This window comes from Trichococcus collinsii (assembly GCF_900107505.1).
In the GTDB taxonomy this organism is placed as follows: domain Bacteria; phylum Bacillota; class Bacilli; order Lactobacillales; family Aerococcaceae; genus Trichococcus; species Trichococcus collinsii.
The window spans coordinates 24,509-48,111 of record NZ_FNQH01000001.1; the positions used below are offsets into that span (position 1 = coordinate 24,509).

Genomic DNA, 23,603 nt, shown 5'->3' on the forward strand with positions numbered 1-23,603 from the left:
TGGATTGTTTTCCTTAATTCGGGCGGATTGAGGTTCTGGTCAGGAATTCCTGGTCATCGGGATTCCCGGAGTATCTTTCGCCGGTGTCGAGGGTCGCAATCTTGTCCATATCATCTGTGGAGAGGCTGAAATCGAAGATATCGCGGTTTTCTCGGATGCGGCTTGGTGTGACAGACTTCGGTATGACGACGATGCCGCGTTCGATATGCCAACGCAAAACGATCTGGGCAGGTGTCTTGCCATACTTCTGCGCAAGCTCAAGAAGCACAGATTGCGTCAATAGGTCATTTTTGCCTTGCCCAAGCGGACCCCAAGCTTCATGGATGATTGTGTGCTGCGCCATGAAAGCCCGCAGTTCATCCTGCGGAAAGGCTGGGTGCGTTTCAATCTGGTTGATCATTGGGATGATTTCCGTGTGCAACATCAGATCCTCGAGATGATGAATCTGAAAATTGGAGACACCGATGGCTTTGATTTTGCCTGCATTGTACAATTCTTCCATCGCTTTCCAAGTCTCGATGTAGTTTGCGGAAGCCCGGTGGATCAGATAAAGATCAAGATAATCCGTGCCCAAACGGTCCAGACTGGCCTGGAAAGCTGCTTTGGTTTCCTCATAGCCGTGGTCATAATTCCAAACTTTTGAAGTCAAGAAGATTTCTTCCCTTGGGATGCTGCTTTCTTTCAAAGCTTGTCCCACAATAGCTTCGTTCTCGTAAATCATCGCGGTGTCGAGATGGCGGTAGCCCGCCTCCAAAGCAACGCGGATTGCTTCACTCAGTTCCTTTTCGTCTTTCATCTTGAAGACGCCCAAGCCCAGTTGCGGGATGGTTACGCCGTTGCTGAATGTGATATTCTTGATTTCATTTTCCAAATCGAACACTCCCATCTGAAATATATATGCGTGCGCATGGTTTTAGGCTAACATAACCGAATTCAGCAAGCAAATCATCTGGTCCGAGTCGTGGCAGATTGCTCAAAATGCCAATATTTGGTATCATAAGCTGATAAAAAGAAAGGAATGGGGGAAACTTTGTGAAATGTGAAATGAGTTCTGCGTTTTGTCAATGGCTGGAAATCAACAATTTTCATTTGAAAGTCGAAAGCGCGTTGGAAAAAAGTTTGCAGACGAACCATAACCTTTCTCTGAAAGAGTTCTACGTCCTTTATTTCTTATCACAGGAGCCGGATCAAAAATTGAAGCTCCAGGATCTGGAGGAAAAGGTCGGCTTAAGCCAAAGCGCCGTATCGAGATTGGTCAGCAAGTTCGAGGCGAAGGGCTGCGGAGCACTGGAGCGGAATGTCTGTGAGCAGGATCGGCGGATCATCTATACGTCCTTAACGAAAACTGGTTCAACAAAACTGGCTGCAGCGGCTGCGACAGTGGAAAAGGTGCTCACGGAATCTTTCGCGACGATGCCGATACAGACGCTTTTCAAACGATCCGATAATCAGAATAAATAGGGGTTCTTGACTGGACTCCTTATGACAGAAACACAGAAAAATACGACGCGCCAAATGACCGTTTATCCGGTTTGCATTTGGTTCGTCGTATTTTTTATTTCAATTATTGATTTGGTGCATCTGTCGTTGCAGGCATTTGCGATTCCATGCTCGCAGCGACTTTTTCCATATCTTCAGTCAATACCGCAAGCTTATCGTTTATGCGGTTGATTCTGGGTTGAGCTTGCTGGGTGAATTTCTCAACGGATTTTGCAACATCTTCAGTGACTGTCGTGACGGAAGCCAAACCTTCATTGGTCAATGATTGGATGGCGTTGCGCAAACCTTGGAGGCTTTCGTTGAGGTCCTCGACCGCAAGCGTATTGTCTTCAAGGTAAGCTTTCGCTTTCTCGCGATTATCTTTTCCGCTGCGGGGTGTATTCAGCAACCCCAACAGACCCCCGACTACCGTACCGAATACTATTCCTTCCATAAATGAACGCATATCTATTCCTCCAGACTCTCTTTGATGGATGCAACTACTTTTGCCAATTCTTCCTGCGAATACTTTCCTTCATGCGTTTTCCATTTCAAACCGAATCCATCCGAATCTGAATCTTCGTAACGCGGCAAGAAGTGGATATGCGAATGGAAAACAGATTGGTAAGCTATGGAACGGTTATTATTCAGGATGTTTAGTCCCAAAATGTCATCGCTGGAACGTTCGATTGCGCGTGCGATTTTAGGAATACGCGAAAATACCTCTTTCGCCAATTCTTCATCATATTCAAAAATATCAGCGACATGCTTCTTGGGTACCAGCAGCGTATGTCCCTTTGTCACTTGTGATAAATCCAGGAACGCAATGACAACATCATCTTCATAAACAATGCTGCTCGGGATTTCGTGATTCGCGATTTTGCAAAAAATACAATCTGTCATATACCTGACCTCTTTCTGTCCATAATCTACTTTTTTCTATATCCTAACTTTATCATATTTGCGTTTTATTTGATATCGTGGGGTCGAATTGACGCTTCAGTCAGCAAGATATTTGGGATGAGGCAAGGCTGTGCTATAATATAAGGCACAAACGCATGCGAAAGGGACGGTTAAATGTCACTATTAATGGAGAATGTCACGGGCGGCTATACGCAATTGCCTGTCATAAAAAATATAAATTTTGAGGTCAAAGCTGGTGAACTGACTGGATTGATTGGATTGAACGGAGCAGGCAAGAGCACGACCATCAAACACATTATCGGTCTGATGATGCCTTTCAGCGGAAAGATTGCAATCGATGGCCGGACGTTGCGCGAAGACACGGAGCGTTATCGCCAGTCCTTTGCCTTTATTCCAGAGACGCCGGTGCTCTATGAAGAGCTCACTTTAAGGGAACATTTGGAAATCACAGCGATGGCCTACGGAATCACGGAAGCAGTCGCCATGGAGAAGGCGATGCGCTACATTCGGGATTTCCGTCTGGAGGACAAGTTGGACTGGTTTCCGGCTTATTTTTCAAAAGGCATGAAACAAAAAGTGATGATCGTCTGTGCATTCATGTTGGATGTGCCGGTATATGTCATAGATGAACCATTCCTAGGACTCGATCCGCTTGGCATCCATTCGTTCCTGGAGATGGTCAGGGAGAAAAAAGCGCAAGGTGCAGCTATTTTGATGTCCACGCATGTACTGGCTTCTGCCGAAAAAGAATGTGACAATTTCGTTCTACTTCACCATGGTGAGGTCAAAGTGAGAGGCACGATGGCAGACCTGCAGGCTGAAATGGGTATGCCGGGAGCGAGTCTCGATGAGCTTTACATCAGCTTGACGAAAGAAGTGGCGCAACCATGAACTTGGACAGTATCTGGAAAAAAAGACAACAGCTTCACCTGAAAAAATTCAGCCGCTACAGCAAATATATCTTCAATGATCATTTCGTCCTCGTCCTCCTCTTTCTGTTGGGAGCTTTGGCTTACCAATATTCTGAATTCGTGAAAACTGTGACACCAGACTTCCTATGGGGAAAGCTTCTGATTGTGGCTATTTTTTCAGGCAGCATTTTTATCGGTAAGCTGGCGACCTTTTTGGAGCCGGCCGACCAAGTGTTCCTTTTGGCTAAGGAAAAGGAATGGGGGAGCTATTTCAGCAAAGCGAAAAAATACAGCCTGATCCTTCCTGCGATTCTGTTGTTCTTTTTGGCAGCTGCAGCAATGCCGATGCTTTTTGCAGGGAGAACAATCGGGGCAAGTGATTTACTGCCGATTTATGCAACCTTGATTCTGTTGAAAATCATTCATTTGGATCTGCAGGAACTTGGCCTGAAGATAGGCGATAGGATAGTTCGTAAAAAAAACGACCTCTACTTGGCTTGCGCGGCGATTTTATCTTTCAGCGTCGCGATATTTTTTCATCCATGGGTTGCGCCGGTACTTGTAATTCTGTATACTATGTTTCTGCGTAAAAAAGTACAAGTGGCGTATGAGGCGCGCTATCCGCTCTATCAATGGGAGCAGATGATCGCCTCGGAGGAACAACGAAAGGCTCGCATAAACCGGGTCATTAATCTGTTTACGGATGTTCCGCAAGTGAAGAGCAAAGCAAAAAGAAGAAAATATCTCGACGGCTTGTTGCGCCGCGTTGAAGGCAAAGGCAATTCCTATCAGTATTTGTACGCGCGGGCATTTGTGCGCGGAACGGATTACAGCGGGTTGTTTTTCCGTTTGTCGGCCATTGGGATGCTATTGCTTCTGTTCACGCCATCTGCCGGCTTTTCCTTAGGTCTCAGTCTGTTATTCCTTTATTTGACAGGCTTCCAGCTGTTGCCGTTGTATTTTCACTTCAATGAAAACATGCTGTACCGGCTCTATCCGACACAGCATGCAGATAAATTTGCCGGCTTTAAGCGTTTATTGGGTTACCTGTTGGGAGTGGAAGGATTCCTTTTTGCGGGAATCATCTTCATCAACAATAGTTTGCAGACTGGATTGGCTTCAATAGCCTTAAACGCCGGGTTCATCTGGTTGTTCACCCAGTTTTACATGGGCGGGCGTACGGAAAAAAGAGAAGCGGCAAATTATTGATGCATGGGTTAAAATCGGTTCAGTACCGAAACCACATGGAATATTCTTGACTGAATATGTAAAGAAATCTAAAATGATAATTGTATGCGAGTGATAGCCGTTGCGTTTTCAGAGCAAAACGAGCTGCGTCGCCGAATGAACACGTAGCGTGTGAACAGAAGAGCAGACCGAGATAGCTGGGGCTTTCGTCCCGGCTCCTTCTTTTCATAGGCATAGAAAAACTAAAGATTAGAGTAAGGAATGAGCTCGATGGATTATAAAATGGACTCAGGGTGGCGGCTACATCCCATCGGAGGAGACACAGGACAAGCTTATATGGGCACTAGAGCCGAGGAAAGAGTCTTTTTGAAAAGAAACTCTTCACCTTTCTTAGCTGCGCTTTCCGTTGAGGGGATCACACCGCGATTGATCTGGACCAAAAGGGTCGGCAATGGGGATGTCCTGACAGCTCAGGAATGGCTCAACGGCAGGGAATTGAATCCGGAAGAGATGAAAGAGAAGACCGTGCGGGAAATCCTGCATCGCATCCATCATTCCGAAAATCTTCTGAAGATGCTTCAGAAGGTAAAGGGTGAAATCTTCAACCCAATCAATTTCTACAACCTGTATGTTGCGGATCTGCCGGATGATCTGAAATCCAATTCGGTCCTTCAACAGGCAACTGAATATGTGAAGAACAGTATCGCCAGCATCGACGACTCGCAAAAGACGGTCTGCCACGGAGACGTGAATCGGAAAAATTTCCTGTTGGATGAGGAAGACCGCTTGTACTTGGTGGATTGGGAAATGGTCAAAATTGCCGATCCGTTCTCGGACATCAGCACCTTGTTGGTACAATACGTTCCTTATGAGGAATGGGGAGTATGGTTGGAGCAGTACGGATTGCGGATGAACGACAATATGGAACGCCGGTTGGAGTGGTACAGCATGATGATGTGCCTCTGCATGATCAAAAAGAGCCATTCGCAGGAACGTAACGTGGAAATGAACCAACTGATTCTGTTGCTGAAACAGCTTTATCAGAATCGCCTAAACAGTTATTTATGAAATCCTCTTCGTGTTTATACGAACGGAAAGGATTTCTTTTTTCGAAAAAAAACAGATAAGAAAGAGGACGATTATGCGCGTAAGAAATAAACCTTGGGCTGCCGAAAAATTGGCTGAGAGTACCCAATATGTAGTGATGGAACCAGCGGATTGGAAAGGGAAATGGCAGGAACGCTTCGGCAACGAGCAACCAATCCACGTGGAAATTGGCTCCGGCAAGGGCCAGTTCATCGTCGAGATGGCCCGCATGCATCCGGAAGTGAATTATATCGGGATCGAACGTCAGACAAGCGTGGCGGTTATGACGCTTGATAAGATGATCGAATCAGGTTTGAAAAATGTCCAGTTACTGAATACGGACGGAGAGAATGTTGCGGATTTTTTTGCGGAAGGCGAAGTAGGCCGCGTCTATCTTAACTTTTCCGATCCATGGCCAAAGTCCAAACACGACAAACGCCGCTTGACTTACAAAAATTTTCTGCGGAACTATGAGCAAATCCTGGTTTCCGGCGGAGAAATCCATTTCAAGACGGATAACCAAGGCTTGTTCGAATATTCGTTGGCCAGCTTCTCGCAATACGGAATGACTTTGAAGCAAGTGTGGTTGGATCTGCACAAGAGTGATTTTGAGGGAAACATCATGACCGAGTACGAAGCGAAGTTCTCTTCAAGAGGAGACCGCATCTACCGCGTCGAAGCAGCGTTCCCGAAAAAAGCAGCGGCTGATTCTGAAAAATAGAGCTCAAACCTCAAACAAAAGGAAGGACCAAAGCTGTGATTGCTTTGGTCCTTCCTTTTTCTGTGGTGCCACTAATGATGTCCAACAATCCAAGATTGCCTCTCGGAAATTAGATGAATCTGACCCTAAATTTCTTTCGAGGCAGAGCGGGCTTGTATCGCATTTCTTTCTTAAAGCTTATACAGATCCAAAATGGTCCCTGTGTATGCGTCGGCGATGAATTCATATTGCACCAAAACGCCTTCTTCTTTGCGGGAGATTCCGCCGTAATACACATCCGTTTTTGAAGAATAACGACTGAGCGGGACAGGGTGCAGTTCGATCCATGAGCCCTCTATTGGCGCTTCAGCCAAGAACATTTTTTTTACGTTTTCCAGGATTTTGTCACCGTTTATGGTCCGTTTTTGTTCATAGCAAAGCGCTGTCACGACTGAGCCAAGTACGAGTCCGGCTCCAAATAAAATACCACCCAATATTTCTTCTTTGTGTTTTTTGCACATGCATTTTTCTAAAAAGTTCATCATGTGTTCCTCCTTAAATTGATGCGCTTTCTTTTTTCTCCCCCAAGTATAGCAATAAAACAAAAAAAATAATAGGGAAATGTCGCATGATTCAGGCCTCCTGAAGGAAACGTTTTCCTTCACTCGGTAATGCTTTGGGATGAAGGGAATCGTTGCTATGACAACAATGCTGCGCTATAATGGAAAGGATAGTCAGACAATGAAGGGGGACCGGGAGCGGCATATGGATAAAGATGTATCCTGCTCCATTCAAATATGGAAAATAAAACATTTGCGATGATCAAAGAATTGACGGAATTGCAGGGGACAAGCGGAAACGAACGCAATATCCGGAACTATATGCATGAGAGAATGGCCCCGTTGGTGGACCGCATCGAAACGGATGGTTTGGGCGGCATTTTCGGAATCAGAGAGCATGAAGATAAGACTGCACCGCGTATCATGGTGGCGGCGCACATGGATGAAGTCGGCTTTATGCTGGCTAGCATTACGGATCGCGGGCTGTTCCGGGTCGTGCCGCTGGGAGGTTGGAATGCTTACGTCGTTTCGGCACAGCGATATACGCTGCAGACTTCCAAAGGCGATATTCCTGTGATTTCTTCTTCTGTCCCGCCGCACTTGCTGCGGGATGCAGGTGAAGGGAAAAAAGTCAAAGTGACGGATATCCTGTTCGATGCCGGTTTCGATACCAAAGAAGAGGCGCTTGCATTCGGGGTGCGGCCTGGAGATTCGATCGTTCCCCAGGTAGAAACGATATGGACGGCAAACAAGAAGAAGATCATTTCAAAAGCATGGGACAACCGCTATGGGAACACGGTCGTATTGGAAACACTTGAAGCATTGAAAAATGAAACGTTGCCGAACACGCTGATCGCCGGCGCCAACGTTCAGGAAGAAGTCGGACTTCGAGGGACAAAAGGAGCCGTGCATAAGTTCAAGCCCGATCTATTTTTCGCTGTGGATTGCTCGGCTGCGGACGATTTGACTACAACCAAGGATACATTCGGCCATCTCGGGGAAGGGTTCCTTTTGCGGATTCAGGATCCCGGCATGATCACGTTGAAAGGGATGCGCGAATTTCTGTTGGATACGGCGGAAACCCACGATATCCCTTATCAATATTTCGTTTCCAAAGGCGGAACGGATGCGGGTGCTGCCCATGTCATGAACGATGGGGTGCCGAGCGCGGTCATCGGCGTCTGCGCCCGCTACATCCACACACATCAAACAATGTTCCACATCGATGATTACGCGGCGGCTAAGGAAATGGTCGCACAAGTCATCAAAGCATTGGACAAGAGCACTTATGAGACCATCATGGACATGAACTAAGGAGGAGCTTGATTATGGACAAACTGAAAGATTTGGATCAATTCAAAGAATGGCGCGATTCGGGAAGAACGGTATTTGTCTTCATGACCAGCTGGTGTCCGGATTGCCATTTTATCCGTCCGTTCATGCCCGAGGTGGAAAATAAATTTGCGGATTTTCATTTCGTCGAAATAGACCGTGATGATTTCGGTACATTGGGTGAAGCGTTGCAGATTTCCGGAATCCCGAGCTTTGTCGCCTATGATAAAGGAGAGCTTTTGGGGCGTTTCGTTTCTCGCAACCGGAAGACGCAAAAAGAGATTGAAGCCTTTTTGGAGCAATTGTGATACTATTTCGTTTGGGCAATAATAAATGAAGAAACATAAAGGAGCAAATACAACATGTGGTTAAGTTTTTATAATCGTGAAGCAGTCGGAGATACATTGATGTTGACGAAAGGGGATATCGCGGTCCGCCAAGAACAGGCCTGCGAATCAAAAGGGAATGTGACGCGCATTTTCAACAATCGTACAAATGAAACGATGGGCTACAATCTATTTTCGATTTCAGATATGCTTACGTTAGATGCAAAAGGACAAGTGCTGTTATCAGATGAAGAAGTGGCAAAAGTGAATGCTTTGATCCAATCGGCAGGTTTCAGTGATATTATCGTTGTCGATCGCTCGCCTAAATTTGTTGTGGGTTACGTCAAGGAATGTGTGCCACATGAAGACTCCGATCATCTGTCCGTTACGCAAACGGAAGTGGACAACGGAGAAGTACTACAGATCGTCTGCGGTGCAGCCAACATCAAAAAAGGGCAACGCGTCGTCGTAGCCAAACCGGGCGCTGTCATGCCCAGCGGATTGATCATCTGGCCGGGTGAATTGCGCGGCGTAGCCAGCCAGGGCATGATTTGCTCAGCCAAAGAATTGCAACTGGAAAACGCAAGCCCTAAAAAAGGTATCCTCGTGTTGGATGACAGCTACACAACAGGCGCAGCTTTTTCCAAATAAGACTATAGAAATTTAGTCGGAAAAGAAGTACTATTATAAAGGAATTCCATTGAGACCGGGCATAGTATTGCCGGAAGCAAAATAAGAGAGGAGCTGACTGGATGAGTCGCTATGATGGACCAAGTTTTTTTCGGCATGACCATCGTTCAGGGGTGGAAGGAAGTCATCCTGCAACAAATAAGTATGATTTTCCGAATTACCTAAAAAAAGAGGACGAAGGGCATGGTATCCTGGAAGAAAAAGGCGATTCTGCACAACCGTCCTCCTATATCTCGCAAGATTTGTTGCATCCGATGGACACTGTCCCGTATATCCGCCACAATAAGGAGGCTTTCGTATCCTTCAGGGATCAAGCTGTGAAGCCTGCTGAAGATGTATTTGCGGTCGAAAAAAAAAGACTGAAGGACGAAAAGCAGAAGGAACGCCGCACGGAATTGGGCATGCACCCTTTCGCTTCCTATAAAAGCAGAAGGCCTTTCCAACTGACAGAAGTACCGGAACCTTTAAAAGGCTGGGAAAACCTGAAAGAAAAGAAAATTGATTATCGCGCGATTGCGGCATTATTGAAGAAAAACAGCTCAGATCTGCTTATTTTCGAACTTGCGCCACCAGTTGAAGACGATGTGGCCCTGGAGGAAGACAGCGTGGAAACAAATGAGTTGCAACCATTGGAAGGCAAATCCAAACGGGCTATGAACCGCTCATTATTGGGCATTATGGAGCAAGAACGCTCTTATGAAGTTGCCGGGAAATTCGTTCAGGAACCTGCCGATTCGGTAAACCACTCTTATTTTTAGTCATCGCATTGTAACATTAGGCCGATTTGTGCACAACACTTAATGTTGCAATGAAATTATTGAGATGTTTGATATCAAATTTTAAATATTTTTAAGTATTTTCTTAATCTGCGCGTGCTATACTGATTGCGATTCAGCAATTGGACAGCAAGTCATCAGGTCCTAAGCGAATGTTTTGAGACACAAACATCAGTCAGAAGGTAGCCGAAAGACTAACCTTCCTTATTCATTTGGAGGTAATTATGGAAACGGAAACGATTTATCATTTTGTCGGCATCAAAGGTTCTGGGATGAGTGCGTTGGCATTAATCCTGCACGGGAAAGGCTATCGCGTCCAAGGATCGGACGTCGAAACTTATTTTTTTACACAAAAAGGTTTGGATGATGCTGGCATCACAATCATGCCATTCAGTGAAGCGAATATTACACCGGGTTTGACTGTCATCGCAGGGAATGCTTTTCCTGACTCCCATGAGGAAATTGCGAAAGCGAAAGAACTCGGTTTGAAGGTCATCCGCTATCATGATTTCATAGGCGACTTGATCAAGAACTATACGAGCGTCGCCATTACCGGTTCACATGGCAAGACAAGCACGACAGGTTTACTTTCCCATGTATTGGATGGGATTGCACCGACAAGCTATCTGATCGGCGATGGTACTGGTTTTGGTCGGGAAGATGCGAAGTATTTTGTGTTGGAAGCTTGCGAATACAGACGTCATTTCTTGGCTTATTCACCGGACTATGCCATCATCACGAACATCGATTTCGATCACCCGGATTATTACAAAGACATCAACGATGTTTACAGCGCTTTTGATTCATTTGCATCCCAAGTGAAAAAAGGCGTCATCGCTTGCGGCGAAGATGCTTATGTCCGTGAATTGAAAGGCAGATATCCAGTTACGTTTTATGGCTTTGCTGAAGATAATGATGTTATCGCAAAAAATGTCACGAAGGACACGAACGGCAGCCAGTTCGATGTGGAAATAAATGGCGAAATGTACGGTCATTTTGAAATCCCATCTTTCGGCACGCATAATATCCTTAACTCATTGGCCATCATCACATTTTGCTGGTTGGAAGGCTTGGATAACGACAAGGTCGCTGCGCAACTGAAGACCTTCTCAGGCGTAAAACGTCGTTTCAGCGAGAAATACATTTCGGATATGGTCGTCATTGATGATTATGCCCATCATCCGTCCGAAATCCGTGCCACCCTCGATGCGGCTAGACAGAAATACCCTACTAAAGAAATCATTGCGATTTTCCAACCGCATACCTTCACGCGTACGGTTGCTCTGCTTAGCGAGTTTGCTGAGTCGTTGGAATTGGCCGATAAAGTCTTCCTTTGCGATATTTTCGGATCCGCCCGCGAAAAGAACGGACAGGTTTCAATCGGCGATTTGGCCGATAAAATCGAAAAAGGCGCAACGGTATTGAACGTCAATAACATGTCCCCGCTGCTGCAGTTCCATGATGCAGTCGCCATTTTCATGGGCGCTGGGGATGTTCAGAAATTTGAACTGGCTTATGAAGAACTGTTGAGCCACAGCATACCGACAACAAATTAATTCAGAAGAACGGTTCTGATTCGCAGATACCACTCCCGTTTAGCAAACAGTGGATGTCCACAAAAGAGGTGGACATCCACTGTTCACTCCAACGTCCGGGTATCTAAACGCGAATCATCACACACTATTAGTCCAGGAATTGCTTCCTGGGCTTTTTTGATGCAAGCAGGGGAACGGCTTGCGTTGCTTTTTGTAATAAATGGTTTCAAACAGCTAAACGGCTTTTATCGGAACGACGTTTTTGATATGATAGACATATATGTGTTCAAAGAAAGGAAAAGTGAAAATGGGTCTGAAAGATATAAAGCTTGGGAAATCGATTGATGAAATTCAAGAGGGGGATTCGTTGACTGTCACCGAAATCATCGAAGACAAAGATATATTGCTGTATCTTGGGTTGACGAATGACGGGAACCCGCTCTATATTCAACATGATTATTCGCAGACGACTCGGTTCCATAAACCGATCGTGCCAACCGTTTTGTTGGTGGGTATTTTGACGAGCAACGTTTCCAAACATTTGCCGGGTCCGGGTTCACATATTGTGGACGTTTCTTTGAATGTGATTGAACCAATCTACCACAACAGCACGATCACGTTCAATTTTGAAGTGGAACGCGTGGATGAACGCCGTGAACAAGTGACGATCAGTGTGGTCGGTACGAATATGGATAACGAGCGTGTGTTGGATGCTGAGTTGATTGTAGAGACACCGCGCAAGTTGATTTTTGATGAGGAAGAGAACGTAATCATGAACGAGCGAACTGAAGTTGAGGAAGCTATCGATTCTGGAGCGGATTCCATATCCATGACAGCAGACGATTCAGAATAAGCAGAGTTAGGATGTAACCAAATGACTGATAAAAAGAATAAATTAATATTGGTGGATGGCAGCAGTGTGGCTTTCAGATCCTTTTTCGGATTGCCGAATCTGGATGGGTTCCGCAACAAGAACGGATTGCATACGAACGCGCTCTACGCCTTCAATAATATATTGGAACGCATCTTCCAGACAGAAGAGCCTACGCATCTGTTGGTGGCATTCGATTCAGGAAAAACGACTTTCCGTAATGCACTTTATGATGATTACAAAGGTGGGCGTGCCAGCATGCCGTCGGAGTTGTCCGAACAGTGGCCTTATTTCGGTGTCTTGGTCCATGCTTTCGGCGGCAAGACCTATGAATTGGTCAATTATGAAGCCGATGACATCATCGGAACCTACTCGCGGATGGCCGATCAGGCCGGCTATGATGTCGTGATCATTTCTGGCGACAAGGATATGATCCAATTGACGACAGATAATATCCGGGTCGACATCACCGTCAAAGGCGTGTCAGAATTGAAATCCTACACCCCGGACGTTATCCGTGAAGAATACGGCATCGAACCGAAACAGATCATCGACATGAAAGGTCTGATGGGGGACTCGTCAGATAATTATCCCGGCGTCACCAAAGTCGGCGAGAAGACTGCTTTGAAGCTCCTTACCGAATATGGCTCTATCGAAAACCTTTACGAGCATGTCGATGAACTTAAGAAAAGCAAGATGAAGGAAAATCTCATCAATGACAAAGAGAATGCATTCATGAGCAAAACATTGGCTACGATCGATCTGGACTCTCCAGTGACACTGAAGCTCGATGACCTTGCGGTTGAAGGCAAACAACTCGACAAACTGACCGATTTTTATCGCGAGATGGATTTCAACAGTTTCCTCGATAAACTGGGCGTGGCTTCGGAAGACCGCTCGGAATCCTTTGAGGATATCCATTTCGAAGTCTTGACCGAAATCCGTCCCGAGCATTTTACAGACCGTATGGCACTGTATGTGGAGATGCTTGAAGACAACTATCACGATGGGAAAATCCTCGCGGTCAGCTGGGGGACAGATGAAAAAATATACACCGCTTCATTAGAAACAGTTAAATCAAGCCCGGCCTTCAAGGAATGGGCTGAAAATGCCGAAGCCAGCAAAATCGTCTACGACGGCAAACGGACTATGGTCATGCTGCATTACGCCGGCATCTCGCTGGCTGGTATCGGTTTTGACATCCTGTTGGCCTCCTACATCCTGAATGCGAAGGACAACAGCAAAGACCTGGCGCAAGTCGCCCAGGAATATGGCTACAACGATGTCTCCTTTGATGAGGCCATCTACGGAAAAGGCGCTAAAATGGCCGTTCCCGAAGACGCCGTGCTGCATGATCATTTGGCACGCAAAGTGAAAGCAATCCAAGCCCTGTTTGCCCAATTGAACGCGGAGCTGGAAAGCAATGTGCAAAAAGACCTGTATTACGAAATGGAGCTGCCATTGTCATTTGTATTGGCGCACATGGAAATTCAAGGAATCAAAGTGGAACCGCAGCGCCTGTTGACCATGAAAGAGGAATTCGCCGGCCGTTTGCTTGAAATCGAAAAAACCATCTATGCCGAAGCAGGGGAAGAGTTCAACATCAACTCACCGAAGCAACTGGGCGTCATCCTGTTCGAGAAGATGGGATTGCCCGCCATCAAAAAGACGAAAACGGGCTATTCGACAGCTGTCGATGTGTTGGAAAAACTGCAGGCGCAAGCGCCGATCGTGGAGCACATCCTGAATTACCGACAGTTGGCTAAGTTGCAATCGACCTATGTGGAAGGACTCCTGAAATTCATCAAACCAGAAACCGGGAAGATCCATACCCGTTATCAACAAACGTTGACGCAGACCGGCCGTTTGAGTTCCGTCGATCCGAACCTGCAGAACATTCCGATCAGGATGGAGGAAGGCCGGAAAATCAGACAAGCCTTCGTTCCGCAACAAGCAGGCTGGAAGCTGTTCGCCTCCGACTATTCACAGATCGAATTGCGTGTGCTAGCGCATATTTCCGGGGACGAGCATCTTCAGGAAGCCTTCCTGGAAGGCCAAGATATCCATACCTCGACCGCGATGCGCGTTTTTGGCATCGAGAAACCGGAAGACGTCACTGCCAATCTGCGCCGACAAGCGAAAGCCGTCAATTTTGGAGTTGTTTACGGAATCAGCGACTATGGTTTATCGCAAAACCTGAATATCACCCGAAAAGCTGCTCAGGAATTCATTGACCGTTATTTCGAAAAATACCCAGGTGTGAAGCAATTTATGGAAGACATCGTCAAAGAAGCGAAAGAGAACGGCTATGTAGAAACGTTATTCCACAGACGCCGTTACCTGCCTGATATCCATAACCGCAATTTCAATCTGCGCTCCTTTGCGGAACGCACTGCCATCAATTCGCCGATCCAAGGCACTGCCGCCGATATCATCAAAGTTGCGATGGTCCGGATGGATAAAGTCCTTAAGGAAAAAGGGCTTCAAGCGAATATGCTGTTGCAAGTGCACGATGAATTAATCTTCGAATGCCCGGAAGAAGAAATTCCAGTATTGGAAAAATTGGTCCCGGAAATCATGGAGCATGCCGTTTCCTTGGCTGTGCCGCTTAAAGTGGACAGTAACTTCGGAGATAGCTGGTATGAAGCTAAATAAACAAGGAACAAACCGATAAAAGAAAGGAGGGGTTGCTTATGCCGGAATTGCCAGAAGTAGAAACCATCCGCAAAGGGCTCATCAATCTTGTTGGAGGAGCCGTCATTATAGATGTTGCTGTCTTTTGGGATCGTATGATTACGCCGCCTTTCTCCACGGAACGGTTCAAGACGGTCTTACGGGGGGAACAGATCCACACTATCGAACGCCGCGGCAAGTACCTGATTTTCTTATTGGACCACTGGGCGATGATTTCCCATTTGCGGATGGAGGGCAAATATGAGGTCAGCGAATCCGGTGAACCGATCAAGAAGCACACCCACGTCATTTTTTATCTCGCTGATGGACGCCAATTGCGGTACCTTGATGTGCGTAAGTTCGGTAAATTCACGTTGTTGCCGATCGAAAAGCGGGATGAATATGAACCTTTCAAAAAAATGGGGCCGGAACCGACCGCAGATTTCTTCAAATTGAGCAAATTCAAAAAAGACCTGTCCAAGTCGCATCGGGCAATTAAAGCGGTCATCCTTGATCAGAACATTGTTGCCGGCGTCGGAAATATCTATGCGGATGAGTCCCTTTTCCAGGCCCGGATCCATCCTATGCGATCTGCCGACTCGATTGGACCGGCTGCAGCAAAAAGATTGCACGAGGCCATCATTGATGTGATCAGCAGATCAGTGGAAGCCGGAGGGTCGACTATCCGGACCTACAAAAACACGTTAGGGGAGGCCGGGAAATTCCAAGTTTCTCTTGCTGTTTACGGCCAAACTGGTCAACCTTGTCCGAACTGCGGCCATCCGATCGAAAAGATAAGGGTTGCACAGCGAGGAACGCATTATTGTCCGCATTGTCAACAACTGCCAAAGACACGTTCGAAGGCAGCGAGCTTCACTGACATTGCGTATAAAGGGGCGAGGTAAACGAAAATGAGTTATATATTGGGTCTTACAGGAAGCATCGCTACAGGGAAATCGACTGTAGCGAAGCTGTTTTTGTCTGCGGGCATTCCGGTTGTCGATGCGGACTTGGGTGCACGAGCTGTCGTTCTTCCGGGTTCACCGGGGTTAGCGGCCATCATCGAACATTTCGGCGAAGCCTATCTGCTGCCGGATGGCACATTGGATCGCAAACGCTTGGGGGCGCTGATCTTTTCAGATAGAAACAAGCGGACGGAGCTGGATGCGTTGCTGAAGGAACACATCAATCATTGGATTCAGGAAGAAAAAGAGCGTTATATTTCGGAAGGGCACGAACTGATCGTGCTGGATATCCCATTGCTTTACGAGGGCGGATATAAGGACAGCTGCGATGCTGTGATGGTCGTCTATGTTCCGGAAGCGCTACAATTGCAAAGGCTGATGAGCCGTAATCATTTGGATGCGGAGGAAGCTACCCGGAGGATGCAAAGTCAGCTTTCGATCGAAAAGAAAAAAGAGCTGGCAGACTTTGTCATCGACAATTCCGGGACAATCGAAGAAACCAAAAAACAAGTCAACGAATGGCTGCGCGGCCGTCTTTCAGTCTAGTCGGTTGGCGCCGGAAAGACCATCTTTTCAAGGATTTTGAGCCCCAAGTATGTTATAATGAAGTGATAATAAACGAAAGAAAAGGGGGAAAACCGATGCAATGCCCAAAATGTCACTATCACGGATCGCGTGTTGTAGATAGTCGTCCGGCTGATGACGGGAAAGCCATCCGACGCCGTCGCGAATGCGAACAATGCCATTTCCGCTTCACTACATTCGAAAGGATCGAGCAAACGCCGCTGCTTGTCATCAAAAAAAATGGCGCGCGCGAAGAATTCAGCCGTGAAAAGTTGTTGCGGGGATTGATTCGCTCCTGCGAAAAACGGCCGATCGCCCTTGAACAACTGGAGACTGTCGTTAATGAGGTGGAAGCTGAAATCCGAGCGCTTGGAGAAAATGAAGTATCCAGCATCGTCATCGGGGAGTTCGTCATGGATAAGCTATCCAAAATAGACGATGTCGCCTACATCCGTTTCGCAAGTGTTTACCGCCAATTTTCGGACCGTAAAACCTTCCTTGATGAATTGAAGAACATGGAGAAGAAAAAAGCCCAACAAGCGGCTGCTGAATCTTCAGACATCCAACAATCCGATGCTCCTCCCCACGAGGCAGCCCCCGGAAAGGAAGACAATGAATAATGAGCTATCCATGGCAAAATATAAGCCCTAAGGATCCTTTCAGAGCAAGCCAGACGAGCTTGATTTCCGATGTGGACCGCAAAATCCTGACGCAATTGTATCAGCCCATCATCGGACCACAAGCTTTCAGCCTTTATTTGACGCTGCTTGCGGAGATTCCGCAAGAGAGCTATTGGAGCAAAGATCTGCTTCATACCGAATTATTGGCTTTATTGAATAGCGGGATTCAAGAGTTCTATCAAGCACGGGTGAAATTGGAAGGGATCGGTTTACTGAAGACATTGCTTGTAAACGAGCCTGAGAAGCAGTACCTATACGAATTGCAGCAGCCGCTGTCCAGTCATGCTTTTTTCAGTGATGACCTGATGGGGTTGCTGTTGTATGAAAAAGTCGGCGAACGGAAATTCCGCGACTTACAGCAGCGGTTCAGCCGACAAGTCCGCGACGTAAAAAATGCGGAAAACATCACCAAGTCCTTTTTGGATGTTTTTTCTTTCTCGGAAAGCGCCTTTACGGAGCAAGTGCGCATGAGACAGAACGATAATACGTTGTTGGGTGATAACGCAGCAAGCCTGCCCGTGATCGAGAATGATGGGTTTGACTTCTCGTTTTTCCGACAGCTGTTGAACAAGCAATTCGTCAAACGTGAATCCATCACAAAGGAATTGGAGCACACCATCACTATTCTCTACACGCTGTATGGTTGCGATGAACTGCAGATGGCCCAGTTCATCCTGGAGGCCGCTGACATCGAATCAGGAAAAGTCGACGGGGAGGCCCTGAAAAAAATTGTGTCTGCTGCCTATGAACAGAGGCACAGCACCCGTTTAGAGATAAAGGACAAAGTCACCCAAAGCATCCAACTGGCAAAAGACACTGAAAAAGGCCGGGAACAAAAATTGATTCAGGCACGCTTTTCCAGTGAAGAGATTGCGTTCATCAAGGCGTGTGAGCAATTGACGCCTCATCAGTTTCTGACCAGCATCAAAAAGCAAAAAGGAGGCATCGTGACCGCCTCGGAAACGCAATTGTTGCGGACGCTGATGGAAAAGGCCGATTTCAAGCCGAGTGTGCTCAATGTATTGACGCATTACGTGTTGGTCATCCTCAATAATCCGCATCTTTCGAAGGCCTATGTGGAGGCAATCGCAAACGATTGGCTGCAGGATGGTGTCGATTCACCCGAAAAAGCCTTGGCGAAAGCGAAGCAATTCGCTGGAGAGATGAAAGCGAAAGCAGAAAAGCGTGCAGCCAGCCGAACAACCGCAAAGAATTACGGGAAAACGGTGGCGCGCAAGAAAGAAAACTTGCCTGATTGGGCTAAAGAGGAACATAAATCGGTTGTGGAAACACCTCTGACGCCGGAAGCGCAACAAAAATTGAATGAACGCATCAAAAAATTAAAAAGTAGCGGAAAGGCAGGGGATGAGTGATGGATCATATCGGAAGAGCATTCTACAAATATATGAATAATCCCGAAATCAGCCAACGCTATAAAGGCATGATCGAAACTATCATGAAGGATGCTGATGTCCAAGCGTTCTTCCAGAAGCACGAAGAGCGCCTGACTCAGGAAATCGTCGAGAGAAGTTATTCAAAACTGCACGAATATGTGCAGGAAAAAGATAAAATCCGGCTGGGGAAAGAATCGCAGAATCCTGGCTATGAGCCGCATCTTGTGCTGAATGCCGGTTATATAGATGTTGTCTATACACCGACCAATGAGACGATGGCGAGGGAAAAGGAAAAGGAATTGCGGAGTCGCGTCCATTCGATGTCGATGCCGAAGGATGTACGCACGGCAACGTTGGATCGGTTTGTCCAATCAAACGAGCGGATGCCGGCCATTCTGGAATCGTTGAATTTCATTGATGCCTTCAATGCAAACCCGAAAGTACACCACCAGGCCCTTTATTTCTATGGTCCGTTCGGAGTCGGGAAATCCTATCTTCTGGGCGCAATCGCGCATGAATTGGCGATGGGCGGACATCTGACGACATTGATGCATTACCCGACCTTCACGATGGAGATGAAGCAGGCAATCCAGAGCAACACGGTCAACGAAAAGATTGATGCCGTGAAGAAAGCGGAGGTTCTGATGTTGGATGATATCGGAGCAGAAGCCAATTCTACATGGATCCGCGATGAAGTGCTCGGCGTCATCCTCCAGTACCGTATGCAGGAAGACTTGCCGACATTCTTCAGTTCCAACTTTACGATGCAACAGTTGGAGGAGCATTTGCGCATGGGTAACCGGGGCGATGACGAGCCGATGAAGGCTAAACGTCTGATGGAACGGATCCGCTTCTTGTCGCGCGAAATTCCTATGACCGGGAAGAACCGCCGCTTCGAGCAATAGGCTGACGCAAAGCTGTTCTGCAATCAAAAGAGTTGGCTAGCTTCACGGGTAAGCCCTTCGGAAAGGATGAAGGAACCCCTTGTCTCTACGAGCCAAGGATACTATTCGACTAACCTGCTGACGCAGGAAGTCTCCCAGCATATTGCGCTCTACGATGCTCAGTCGGCTCGATTCCCTAAATTTCTTTCAGGGCTAAGCGAACCCGTTCAGCTTTTAGTATTTTAAACTTGAAAACAACTGTTTTTTGTGTTTAAATGGACTACAGATGAAACGAAAAACAAATCGATGAGAAAGACACCGATGGATGAACTGATTTTTAGCGAGGGATGGCTTGGTGAAACATCCTAATCAATCATGTGTCGACCCCTTTCGAGAGATTCCCTGAAACTGCAGTAGGGGGAAACGGTACGCTCGTTATCGCGTTCAAGTAAGGATGAGACAGAATCTTAAGTGGATGCCTGTCGCACTCTTTAAATTTGGGTGGAACCACGTAGACACGTCCCATTTCCGGCTTAAGCTGGGGATGGGCTTTTTTTATTGCCTTTTTTGTCATCCACATTGTACGTACAGAATTTAATTAATTGGAGGAATCAGCATGTCAGAAATCAAAATCACTTTTCCTGATGGCGCCGTAAAAGTATTCGAAGCCGGCGTAACAGTGGAAGAAGTAGCAAAAAGCATCAGCAACAGCCTGGCCAAAAAGGCTTTGGCCGGAAAATTCAACGGGGAATTGGTCGACTTCACACGCCGATTGGAGACGGATGGTTCACTTGAAATCGTGACACCTGATCACGCAGACGGATTGGGTATCCTGCGTCACTCGACTGCCCACTTGATGGCGCATGCCTTGACGCGCCTGTTCCCTGAAATTCATTTTGGTGTAGGGCCAGCGATCGAAACTGGTTTCTATTATGATACCGATATGGAAGTGCAGCTTGCCGAAGAAGACTTGTCGAAAGTCGAAGCGGAAATGATGAACATCGTGAAGGCAAATTATCCAATCGTCAGACGTGAAGTGAGCCGAGCGGAAGCTTTGGAAATCTTCGCAAATGATCCTTACAAAGTTGAATTGATCACAGCGTTGCCTGAAGGTGACGTTATCACTGTCTATACGCAAGATGAATTCACTGACCTTTGCCGCGGCGTTCACGTACCGGCAACAGGCAAAATCCAAGTCTTCAAGCTGTTGTCGTTGGCGGGTGCCTACTGGAGAGGGAACTCGAACAACAAAATGATGCAACGTGTCTACGGAACAGCCTTTTTCGACAAGAAAGCCTTGGCTGAATTCATCAAGATGCGCGAAGAAGCCAAAGAGCGCGATCACCGCAAATTAGGCAAAGAGTTGGACCTGTTCATGATCGCTCCTGAAGTCGGCTCCGGCTTGCCGTTCTGGTTGCCGAAAGGCGCAACAATCCGTCGTACACTTGAGCGTTACATCGTCGATAAAGAAGTGAGCCTGGGTTACCAGCACGTCTATACACCGATCATGGCGAATGTGGAATTGTACAAAACTTCCGGCCACTGGGACCACTACCATGAGGACATGTTCCCACCGATGGATATGGGCGATGGCGAAATGTTGGTATTGCGTCCGATGAACTGCCCGCACCACATGATGGTCTACAAGAACGACATCCACAGCTACCGTGAATTGCCGATCCGCATCGCGGAATTGGGCATGATGCACCGTTACGAAAAGAGCGGCGCTTTGTCCGGTCTGCAACGCGTACGCGAAATGACTCTGAATGATGCACATGCATTTGTCCGTCCGGATCAGATCAAGGACGAATTCAAACGCGTGCTGCAGTTGGTCATGGATGTTTATGCAGACTTCCAGATCAGCGATTACCGTTTCCGTCTGAGCTATCGCGACCCTGAAGACAAAGTGAAATACTTCGATGACGACGATATGTGGAACCGCGCAGAAGCGATGCTGAAGGAAGCAATGGACGAATTCGGTTTGGAATATTTCGAAGCGATCGGCGAAGCTGCTTTCTACGGCCCTAAATTGGACGTGCAGTTCAAGACAGCGATGGGCTTGGAAGAAACGATGTCCACTATCCAATTGGACTTCCTGTTGCCTGAGCGCTTTGATCTGACTTATGTCGGCGAAGACGGTGAAAATAACCATCGTCCGGTCGTCATCCATCGTGGCGTTATCTCCACAATGGAGCGTTTTGTAGCGTATCTGATTGAAGAGTATAAAGGGGCATTCCCGGTATGGTTGGCTCCTGTCCAAGCAACGATCATCCCTGTCAATCTTGATCTGCATGCCGATCAAGCATTTGAACTGAAAGCCGTAATGGAACAGTTGGGTATGCGCGTCGAAGTCGATGACCGCAACGAGAAGATGGGTTACAAAATCCGTGCTTCCCAGACTCAAAAAATCCCTTATCAGTTGGTTATAGGCGATCAGGAATTGCTGAACGGAACCGTTACTGTCCGCCGTTATGGCTCGAAAGAAATGGTTACTTTCAGCATAGATGATTTCTTGGCTGAGGTTCAATCTGAAATCAAAAACTTCAAATAATCTTATCAAATCCACATCTTTCTGAGTAAATCATGATACAATAAGTTTCAGTGATGTAGCTTTGATTCTGTTAGCTTGATGAAGGCCCGGAACATGGCAGTTTGTGTTCCGGGCCTTCATCTTTATATTAGAGGAAAGTATAAAATGTTTTATGCAACCAAAAAAGTTGGCTAGCTTCACGGGTAAGCCCTTCGGAAATTAGATAAATCGTACCTATTGCGCTCTATGATGCTCAGTCGGCACGATTTCCTAAATTTCTTTCAGGGCTGAGCGAACCCGTTCAGCTTTTCTTATTTTGCTTAATGGGGGATGATGAGAAGATGTTAAGAGATGAATTGATGAAAATGTTGGATGGCCGCGAAGATGAAATGATTTCTCTGCGCCGTTATTTCCATGAGCATCCCGAACTGTCATTCGACGAGAAGGAAACGGCTGCGTTCATCGCCAGTTTCTATGAAGATAAACCGGTTGATGTGCAGACGAACGTCGGAAACGGTTATGGCATCGTTGTCACGATCAATGGGAAACAACCCGGCCGCACCATAGCGTTGCGGGCGGATTTCGATGCGCTGCAGATTGAGGAACAGACCGGTCTGCCATTCGCATCCAAAAATCCAGGCGTCATGCACGCTTGCGGACATGACGGACACACCGCCTATCTGATGGTCTTGGCTGATTGCCTGATCCGTCTGCGGGACCAGTGGGAAGGGACCGTCAAAATCGTGCATCAGCATGCCGAAGAAATGGCCCCGGCAGGTGCCAAGAGCATCGTGGAATCCGGCTTGCTTGACGATGTCGATGAAATCTACGGCATCCATTTCTATCCGGATTATGAAGTTGGCACCGTCTTTTACACTAGCGGCTACGCTTATGCAGGCTGCAGCGACATCAAAGTCACGATCCAGGGGACGGGCGGGCATGGTTCGCAGCCGCATCGCTCCAATGATACAATCGTGGCGGCATCAAGCTTCGTGATGAATCTGCAAACCATCGTTTCCCGGCGCATCAACCCTTATGACATGGCTGTTGTGACGATTGGCTCCTTCGAGGCGGTCGGCAGCAGCAATGTCATCAAGGACAGCTTGATTCTGCGGGGGGATGCCCGTTACATGGATCTTGCAGTCGGAAAAGTCATCGAGGAGCATTTCCACCGGATTGGCCGCGGACTTGAAGAAATGTATGACGTGAAAGTGGAAATCGACTACAACTCAGATTACCCGCCTTTGTACAACCATCCGAAAGAGACTGCGAAAGCTGCTGCTGTTCTGGAAAAAAATGGTGTCGGGTCATACTTGAACCAGGTCATCGCAACTTCTGCCAACACCGGAGCGGAGGATTTCGGACAGTATCTGCTGAAAATCCCCGGCGCTTTCCTGAATGTCGGCGCTCGCCCGGAACAGGCAGAAGTTTTCAATAATCATCACCCGAAATTTGACATCAATGAAAAAGCTCTATTGGTCGCGGCTAAAACAGTCGCTGACATTACCCTTGCGGCGTTAGCCGGGGAATGAGCG

23 protein-coding genes are annotated in these 23,603 nt (G+C 47.1%); 19 read left to right on the plus strand and 4 right to left on the minus strand.

What is annotated here, in order from left to right; genetic code table 11:
* Positions 1 to 13: 13 nt before the first annotated feature.
* Positions 14 to 886, minus strand: coding sequence for an aldo/keto reductase (locus BLV66_RS00155; protein ID WP_086985495.1), 873 nt, complete (start codon positions 884 to 886; stop codon positions 14 to 16).
* A 146-nt stretch (positions 887 to 1,032) separates the two neighbouring features.
* On the opposite strand from BLV66_RS00155, the gene BLV66_RS00160 reads away from it, so the two are divergent.
* On the plus strand, positions 1,033 to 1,461 hold the full coding sequence (locus BLV66_RS00160) for a MarR family winged helix-turn-helix transcriptional regulator (protein WP_218131783.1): 429 nt from the start codon (positions 1,033 to 1,035) through the stop codon (positions 1,459 to 1,461).
* A 103-nt stretch (positions 1,462 to 1,564) separates the two neighbouring features.
* Here the strand turns inward: BLV66_RS00160 and BLV66_RS00165 are convergent, their stop codons facing one another.
* Both BLV66_RS00165 and BLV66_RS00170 read right to left on the minus strand, forming a co-directional pair.
* On the minus strand, positions 1,565 to 1,945 hold the full coding sequence (locus BLV66_RS00165) for a YtxH domain-containing protein (protein WP_086985494.1): 381 nt from the start codon (positions 1,943 to 1,945) through the stop codon (positions 1,565 to 1,567).
* A 2-nt stretch (positions 1,946 to 1,947) separates the two neighbouring features.
* A complete protein-coding gene (locus BLV66_RS00170) occupies positions 1,948 to 2,382 on the minus strand; it encodes an HIT family protein (protein WP_086985493.1) in 435 nt (144 codons plus the stop codon).
* A 174-nt stretch (positions 2,383 to 2,556) separates the two neighbouring features.
* Here BLV66_RS00170 and BLV66_RS00175 point away from each other — a divergent pair, with 174 nt between their 5' ends.
* The 4 genes from BLV66_RS00175 to trmB all read left to right on the plus strand — a co-directional run bounded on the left by BLV66_RS00175 (position 2,557) and on the right by trmB (position 6,309).
* On the plus strand, positions 2,557 to 3,294 hold the full coding sequence (locus tag BLV66_RS00175; protein WP_086985492.1) for an ABC transporter ATP-binding protein: 738 nt from the start codon (positions 2,557 to 2,559) through the stop codon (positions 3,292 to 3,294).
* The gene (locus tag BLV66_RS00180; RefSeq protein ID WP_086985491.1) at positions 3,291 to 4,523 is read left to right on the plus strand and encodes an ABC transporter permease; all 1,233 of its coding nucleotides are present in this window, start codon (positions 3,291 to 3,293) and stop codon (positions 4,521 to 4,523) included. Before BLV66_RS00175 ends, BLV66_RS00180 begins: the two co-directional genes overlap by 4 nt.
* Positions 4,524 to 4,772: 249 nt before the next feature.
* A complete protein-coding gene (locus tag BLV66_RS00185) occupies positions 4,773 to 5,570 on the plus strand; it encodes a phosphotransferase family protein (RefSeq protein WP_086985490.1) in 798 nt (265 codons plus the stop codon).
* Positions 5,571 to 5,643: 73 nt separating this feature from the next.
* Entirely contained in the window at positions 5,644 to 6,309 is a 666-nt protein-coding gene (gene trmB, locus BLV66_RS00190; RefSeq protein ID WP_086985489.1) for a tRNA (guanosine(46)-N7)-methyltransferase TrmB, read from the plus strand.
* A 170-nt stretch (positions 6,310 to 6,479) separates the two neighbouring features.
* Here the strand turns inward: trmB and BLV66_RS00195 are convergent, their stop codons facing one another.
* Positions 6,480 to 6,833, minus strand: coding sequence for a PepSY domain-containing protein (locus tag BLV66_RS00195; protein WP_245826652.1), 354 nt, complete (start codon positions 6,831 to 6,833; stop codon positions 6,480 to 6,482).
* A gap of 252 nt (positions 6,834 to 7,085) precedes the next feature.
* On the opposite strand from BLV66_RS00195, the gene pepA reads away from it, so the two are divergent.
* From pepA to BLV66_RS00265, 14 genes are all read left to right on the plus strand, one after another.
* Positions 7,086 to 8,162, plus strand: coding sequence for a glutamyl aminopeptidase (gene pepA, locus BLV66_RS00200; protein WP_086985488.1), 1,077 nt, complete (start codon positions 7,086 to 7,088; stop codon positions 8,160 to 8,162).
* Positions 8,163 to 8,176: 14 nt separating this feature from the next.
* Positions 8,177 to 8,488 (plus strand): thioredoxin family protein, encoded by a 312-nt coding sequence (locus tag BLV66_RS00205; RefSeq protein ID WP_086985487.1) that lies wholly within the window; start codon positions 8,177 to 8,179, stop codon positions 8,486 to 8,488.
* Between the two features lie 54 nt (positions 8,489 to 8,542).
* Positions 8,543 to 9,157 carry a YtpR family tRNA-binding protein gene (gene ytpR, locus BLV66_RS00210; protein ID WP_086985486.1) on the plus strand — a complete coding sequence of 205 codons (615 nt, stop codon included), beginning with the start codon at positions 8,543 to 8,545 and terminating at the stop codon, positions 9,155 to 9,157.
* A 101-nt stretch (positions 9,158 to 9,258) separates the two neighbouring features.
* On the plus strand, positions 9,259 to 9,954 hold the full coding sequence (locus BLV66_RS00215; RefSeq protein ID WP_086985485.1) for a hypothetical protein: 696 nt from the start codon (positions 9,259 to 9,261) through the stop codon (positions 9,952 to 9,954).
* Between the two features lie 242 nt (positions 9,955 to 10,196).
* Positions 10,197 to 11,528: a UDP-N-acetylmuramate--L-alanine ligase gene (murC, locus tag BLV66_RS00220; RefSeq protein WP_086985484.1), complete on the plus strand. Its 1,332-nt coding sequence runs from the start codon at positions 10,197 to 10,199 to the stop codon at positions 11,526 to 11,528.
* A gap of 286 nt (positions 11,529 to 11,814) precedes the next feature.
* Entirely contained in the window at positions 11,815 to 12,360 is a 546-nt protein-coding gene (locus BLV66_RS00225) for a MaoC/PaaZ C-terminal domain-containing protein (RefSeq protein ID WP_086985483.1), read from the plus strand.
* Positions 12,361 to 12,381: 21 nt separating this feature from the next.
* Positions 12,382 to 15,033 carry a DNA polymerase I gene (gene polA / locus BLV66_RS00230; RefSeq protein ID WP_086985482.1) on the plus strand — a complete coding sequence of 884 codons (2,652 nt, stop codon included), beginning with the start codon at positions 12,382 to 12,384 and terminating at the stop codon, positions 15,031 to 15,033.
* A 38-nt stretch (positions 15,034 to 15,071) separates the two neighbouring features.
* Positions 15,072 to 15,956 carry a DNA-formamidopyrimidine glycosylase gene (gene mutM / locus BLV66_RS00235; RefSeq protein ID WP_086985481.1) on the plus strand — a complete coding sequence of 295 codons (885 nt, stop codon included), beginning with the start codon at positions 15,072 to 15,074 and terminating at the stop codon, positions 15,954 to 15,956.
* A gap of 6 nt (positions 15,957 to 15,962) precedes the next feature.
* Positions 15,963 to 16,562 (plus strand): dephospho-CoA kinase, encoded by a 600-nt coding sequence (coaE, locus tag BLV66_RS00240; protein WP_086985480.1) that lies wholly within the window; start codon positions 15,963 to 15,965, stop codon positions 16,560 to 16,562.
* 95 nt (positions 16,563 to 16,657) lie between these two features.
* Positions 16,658 to 17,200, plus strand: coding sequence for a transcriptional regulator NrdR (gene nrdR, locus BLV66_RS00245; RefSeq protein ID WP_086985479.1), 543 nt, complete (start codon positions 16,658 to 16,660; stop codon positions 17,198 to 17,200).
* On the plus strand, positions 17,200 to 18,633 hold the full coding sequence (locus tag BLV66_RS00250; protein ID WP_086985478.1) for a replication initiation and membrane attachment family protein: 1,434 nt from the start codon (positions 17,200 to 17,202) through the stop codon (positions 18,631 to 18,633). The genes nrdR and BLV66_RS00250 overlap by 1 nt, the downstream gene beginning before the upstream one ends.
* Positions 18,633 to 19,559: a primosomal protein DnaI gene (gene dnaI / locus BLV66_RS00255; RefSeq protein WP_086985477.1), complete on the plus strand. Its 927-nt coding sequence runs from the start codon at positions 18,633 to 18,635 to the stop codon at positions 19,557 to 19,559. Before BLV66_RS00250 ends, dnaI begins: the two co-directional genes overlap by 1 nt.
* Before the next feature lie 595 nt (positions 19,560 to 20,154).
* Positions 20,155 to 22,089 carry a threonine--tRNA ligase gene (thrS, locus tag BLV66_RS00260; protein WP_086985476.1) on the plus strand — a complete coding sequence of 645 codons (1,935 nt, stop codon included), beginning with the start codon at positions 20,155 to 20,157 and terminating at the stop codon, positions 22,087 to 22,089.
* A gap of 320 nt (positions 22,090 to 22,409) precedes the next feature.
* Entirely contained in the window at positions 22,410 to 23,600 is a 1,191-nt protein-coding gene (locus BLV66_RS00265; RefSeq protein ID WP_086985475.1) for an amidohydrolase, read from the plus strand.
* The last annotated feature ends 3 nt before the right edge of the window (positions 23,601 to 23,603 follow it).

Bases quoted from the DNA above. Each gene is read 5' to 3' on its own strand.
- BLV66_RS00170 (WP_086985493.1), bottom strand. From the start codon at position 2,382: ATGACAGATTGTATTTTTTGCAAAATCGCGAATCACGAAATCCCGAGC.
- BLV66_RS00165 (WP_086985494.1), bottom strand. From the start codon at position 1,945: ATGCGTTCATTTATGGAAGGAATAGTATTCGGTACGGTAGTCGGGGGT.
- pepA (WP_086985488.1), top strand. From the start codon at position 7,086: ATGGAAAATAAAACATTTGCGATGATCAAAGAATTGACGGAATTGCAG.
- BLV66_RS00195 (WP_245826652.1), bottom strand. From the start codon at position 6,833: ATGATGAACTTTTTAGAAAAATGCATGTGCAAAAAACACAAAGAAGAA.
- dnaI (WP_086985477.1), top strand. From the start codon at position 18,633: ATGGATCATATCGGAAGAGCATTCTACAAATATATGAATAATCCCGAA.
- BLV66_RS00225 (WP_086985483.1), top strand. From the start codon at position 11,815: ATGGGTCTGAAAGATATAAAGCTTGGGAAATCGATTGATGAAATTCAA.
- BLV66_RS00215 (WP_086985485.1), top strand. From the start codon at position 9,259: ATGAGTCGCTATGATGGACCAAGTTTTTTTCGGCATGACCATCGTTCA.
- trmB (WP_086985489.1), top strand. From the start codon at position 5,644: ATGCGCGTAAGAAATAAACCTTGGGCTGCCGAAAAATTGGCTGAGAGT.
- BLV66_RS00250 (WP_086985478.1), top strand. From the start codon at position 17,200: ATGAGCTATCCATGGCAAAATATAAGCCCTAAGGATCCTTTCAGAGCA.
- thrS (WP_086985476.1), top strand. From the start codon at position 20,155: ATGTCAGAAATCAAAATCACTTTTCCTGATGGCGCCGTAAAAGTATTC.
- ytpR (WP_086985486.1), top strand. From the start codon at position 8,543: ATGTGGTTAAGTTTTTATAATCGTGAAGCAGTCGGAGATACATTGATG.
- nrdR (WP_086985479.1), top strand. From the start codon at position 16,658: ATGCAATGCCCAAAATGTCACTATCACGGATCGCGTGTTGTAGATAGT.
- coaE (WP_086985480.1), top strand. From the start codon at position 15,963: ATGAGTTATATATTGGGTCTTACAGGAAGCATCGCTACAGGGAAATCG.
- mutM (WP_086985481.1), top strand. From the start codon at position 15,072: ATGCCGGAATTGCCAGAAGTAGAAACCATCCGCAAAGGGCTCATCAAT.
- murC (WP_086985484.1), top strand. From the start codon at position 10,197: ATGGAAACGGAAACGATTTATCATTTTGTCGGCATCAAAGGTTCTGGG.
- BLV66_RS00155 (WP_086985495.1), bottom strand. From the start codon at position 886: ATGGGAGTGTTCGATTTGGAAAATGAAATCAAGAATATCACATTCAGC.
- BLV66_RS00175 (WP_086985492.1), top strand. From the start codon at position 2,557: ATGTCACTATTAATGGAGAATGTCACGGGCGGCTATACGCAATTGCCT.
- BLV66_RS00265 (WP_086985475.1), top strand. From the start codon at position 22,410: ATGTTAAGAGATGAATTGATGAAAATGTTGGATGGCCGCGAAGATGAA.
- BLV66_RS00185 (WP_086985490.1), top strand. From the start codon at position 4,773: ATGGATTATAAAATGGACTCAGGGTGGCGGCTACATCCCATCGGAGGA.
- polA (WP_086985482.1), top strand. From the start codon at position 12,382: ATGACTGATAAAAAGAATAAATTAATATTGGTGGATGGCAGCAGTGTG.
- BLV66_RS00180 (WP_086985491.1), top strand. From the start codon at position 3,291: ATGAACTTGGACAGTATCTGGAAAAAAAGACAACAGCTTCACCTGAAA.
- BLV66_RS00205 (WP_086985487.1), top strand. From the start codon at position 8,177: ATGGACAAACTGAAAGATTTGGATCAATTCAAAGAATGGCGCGATTCG.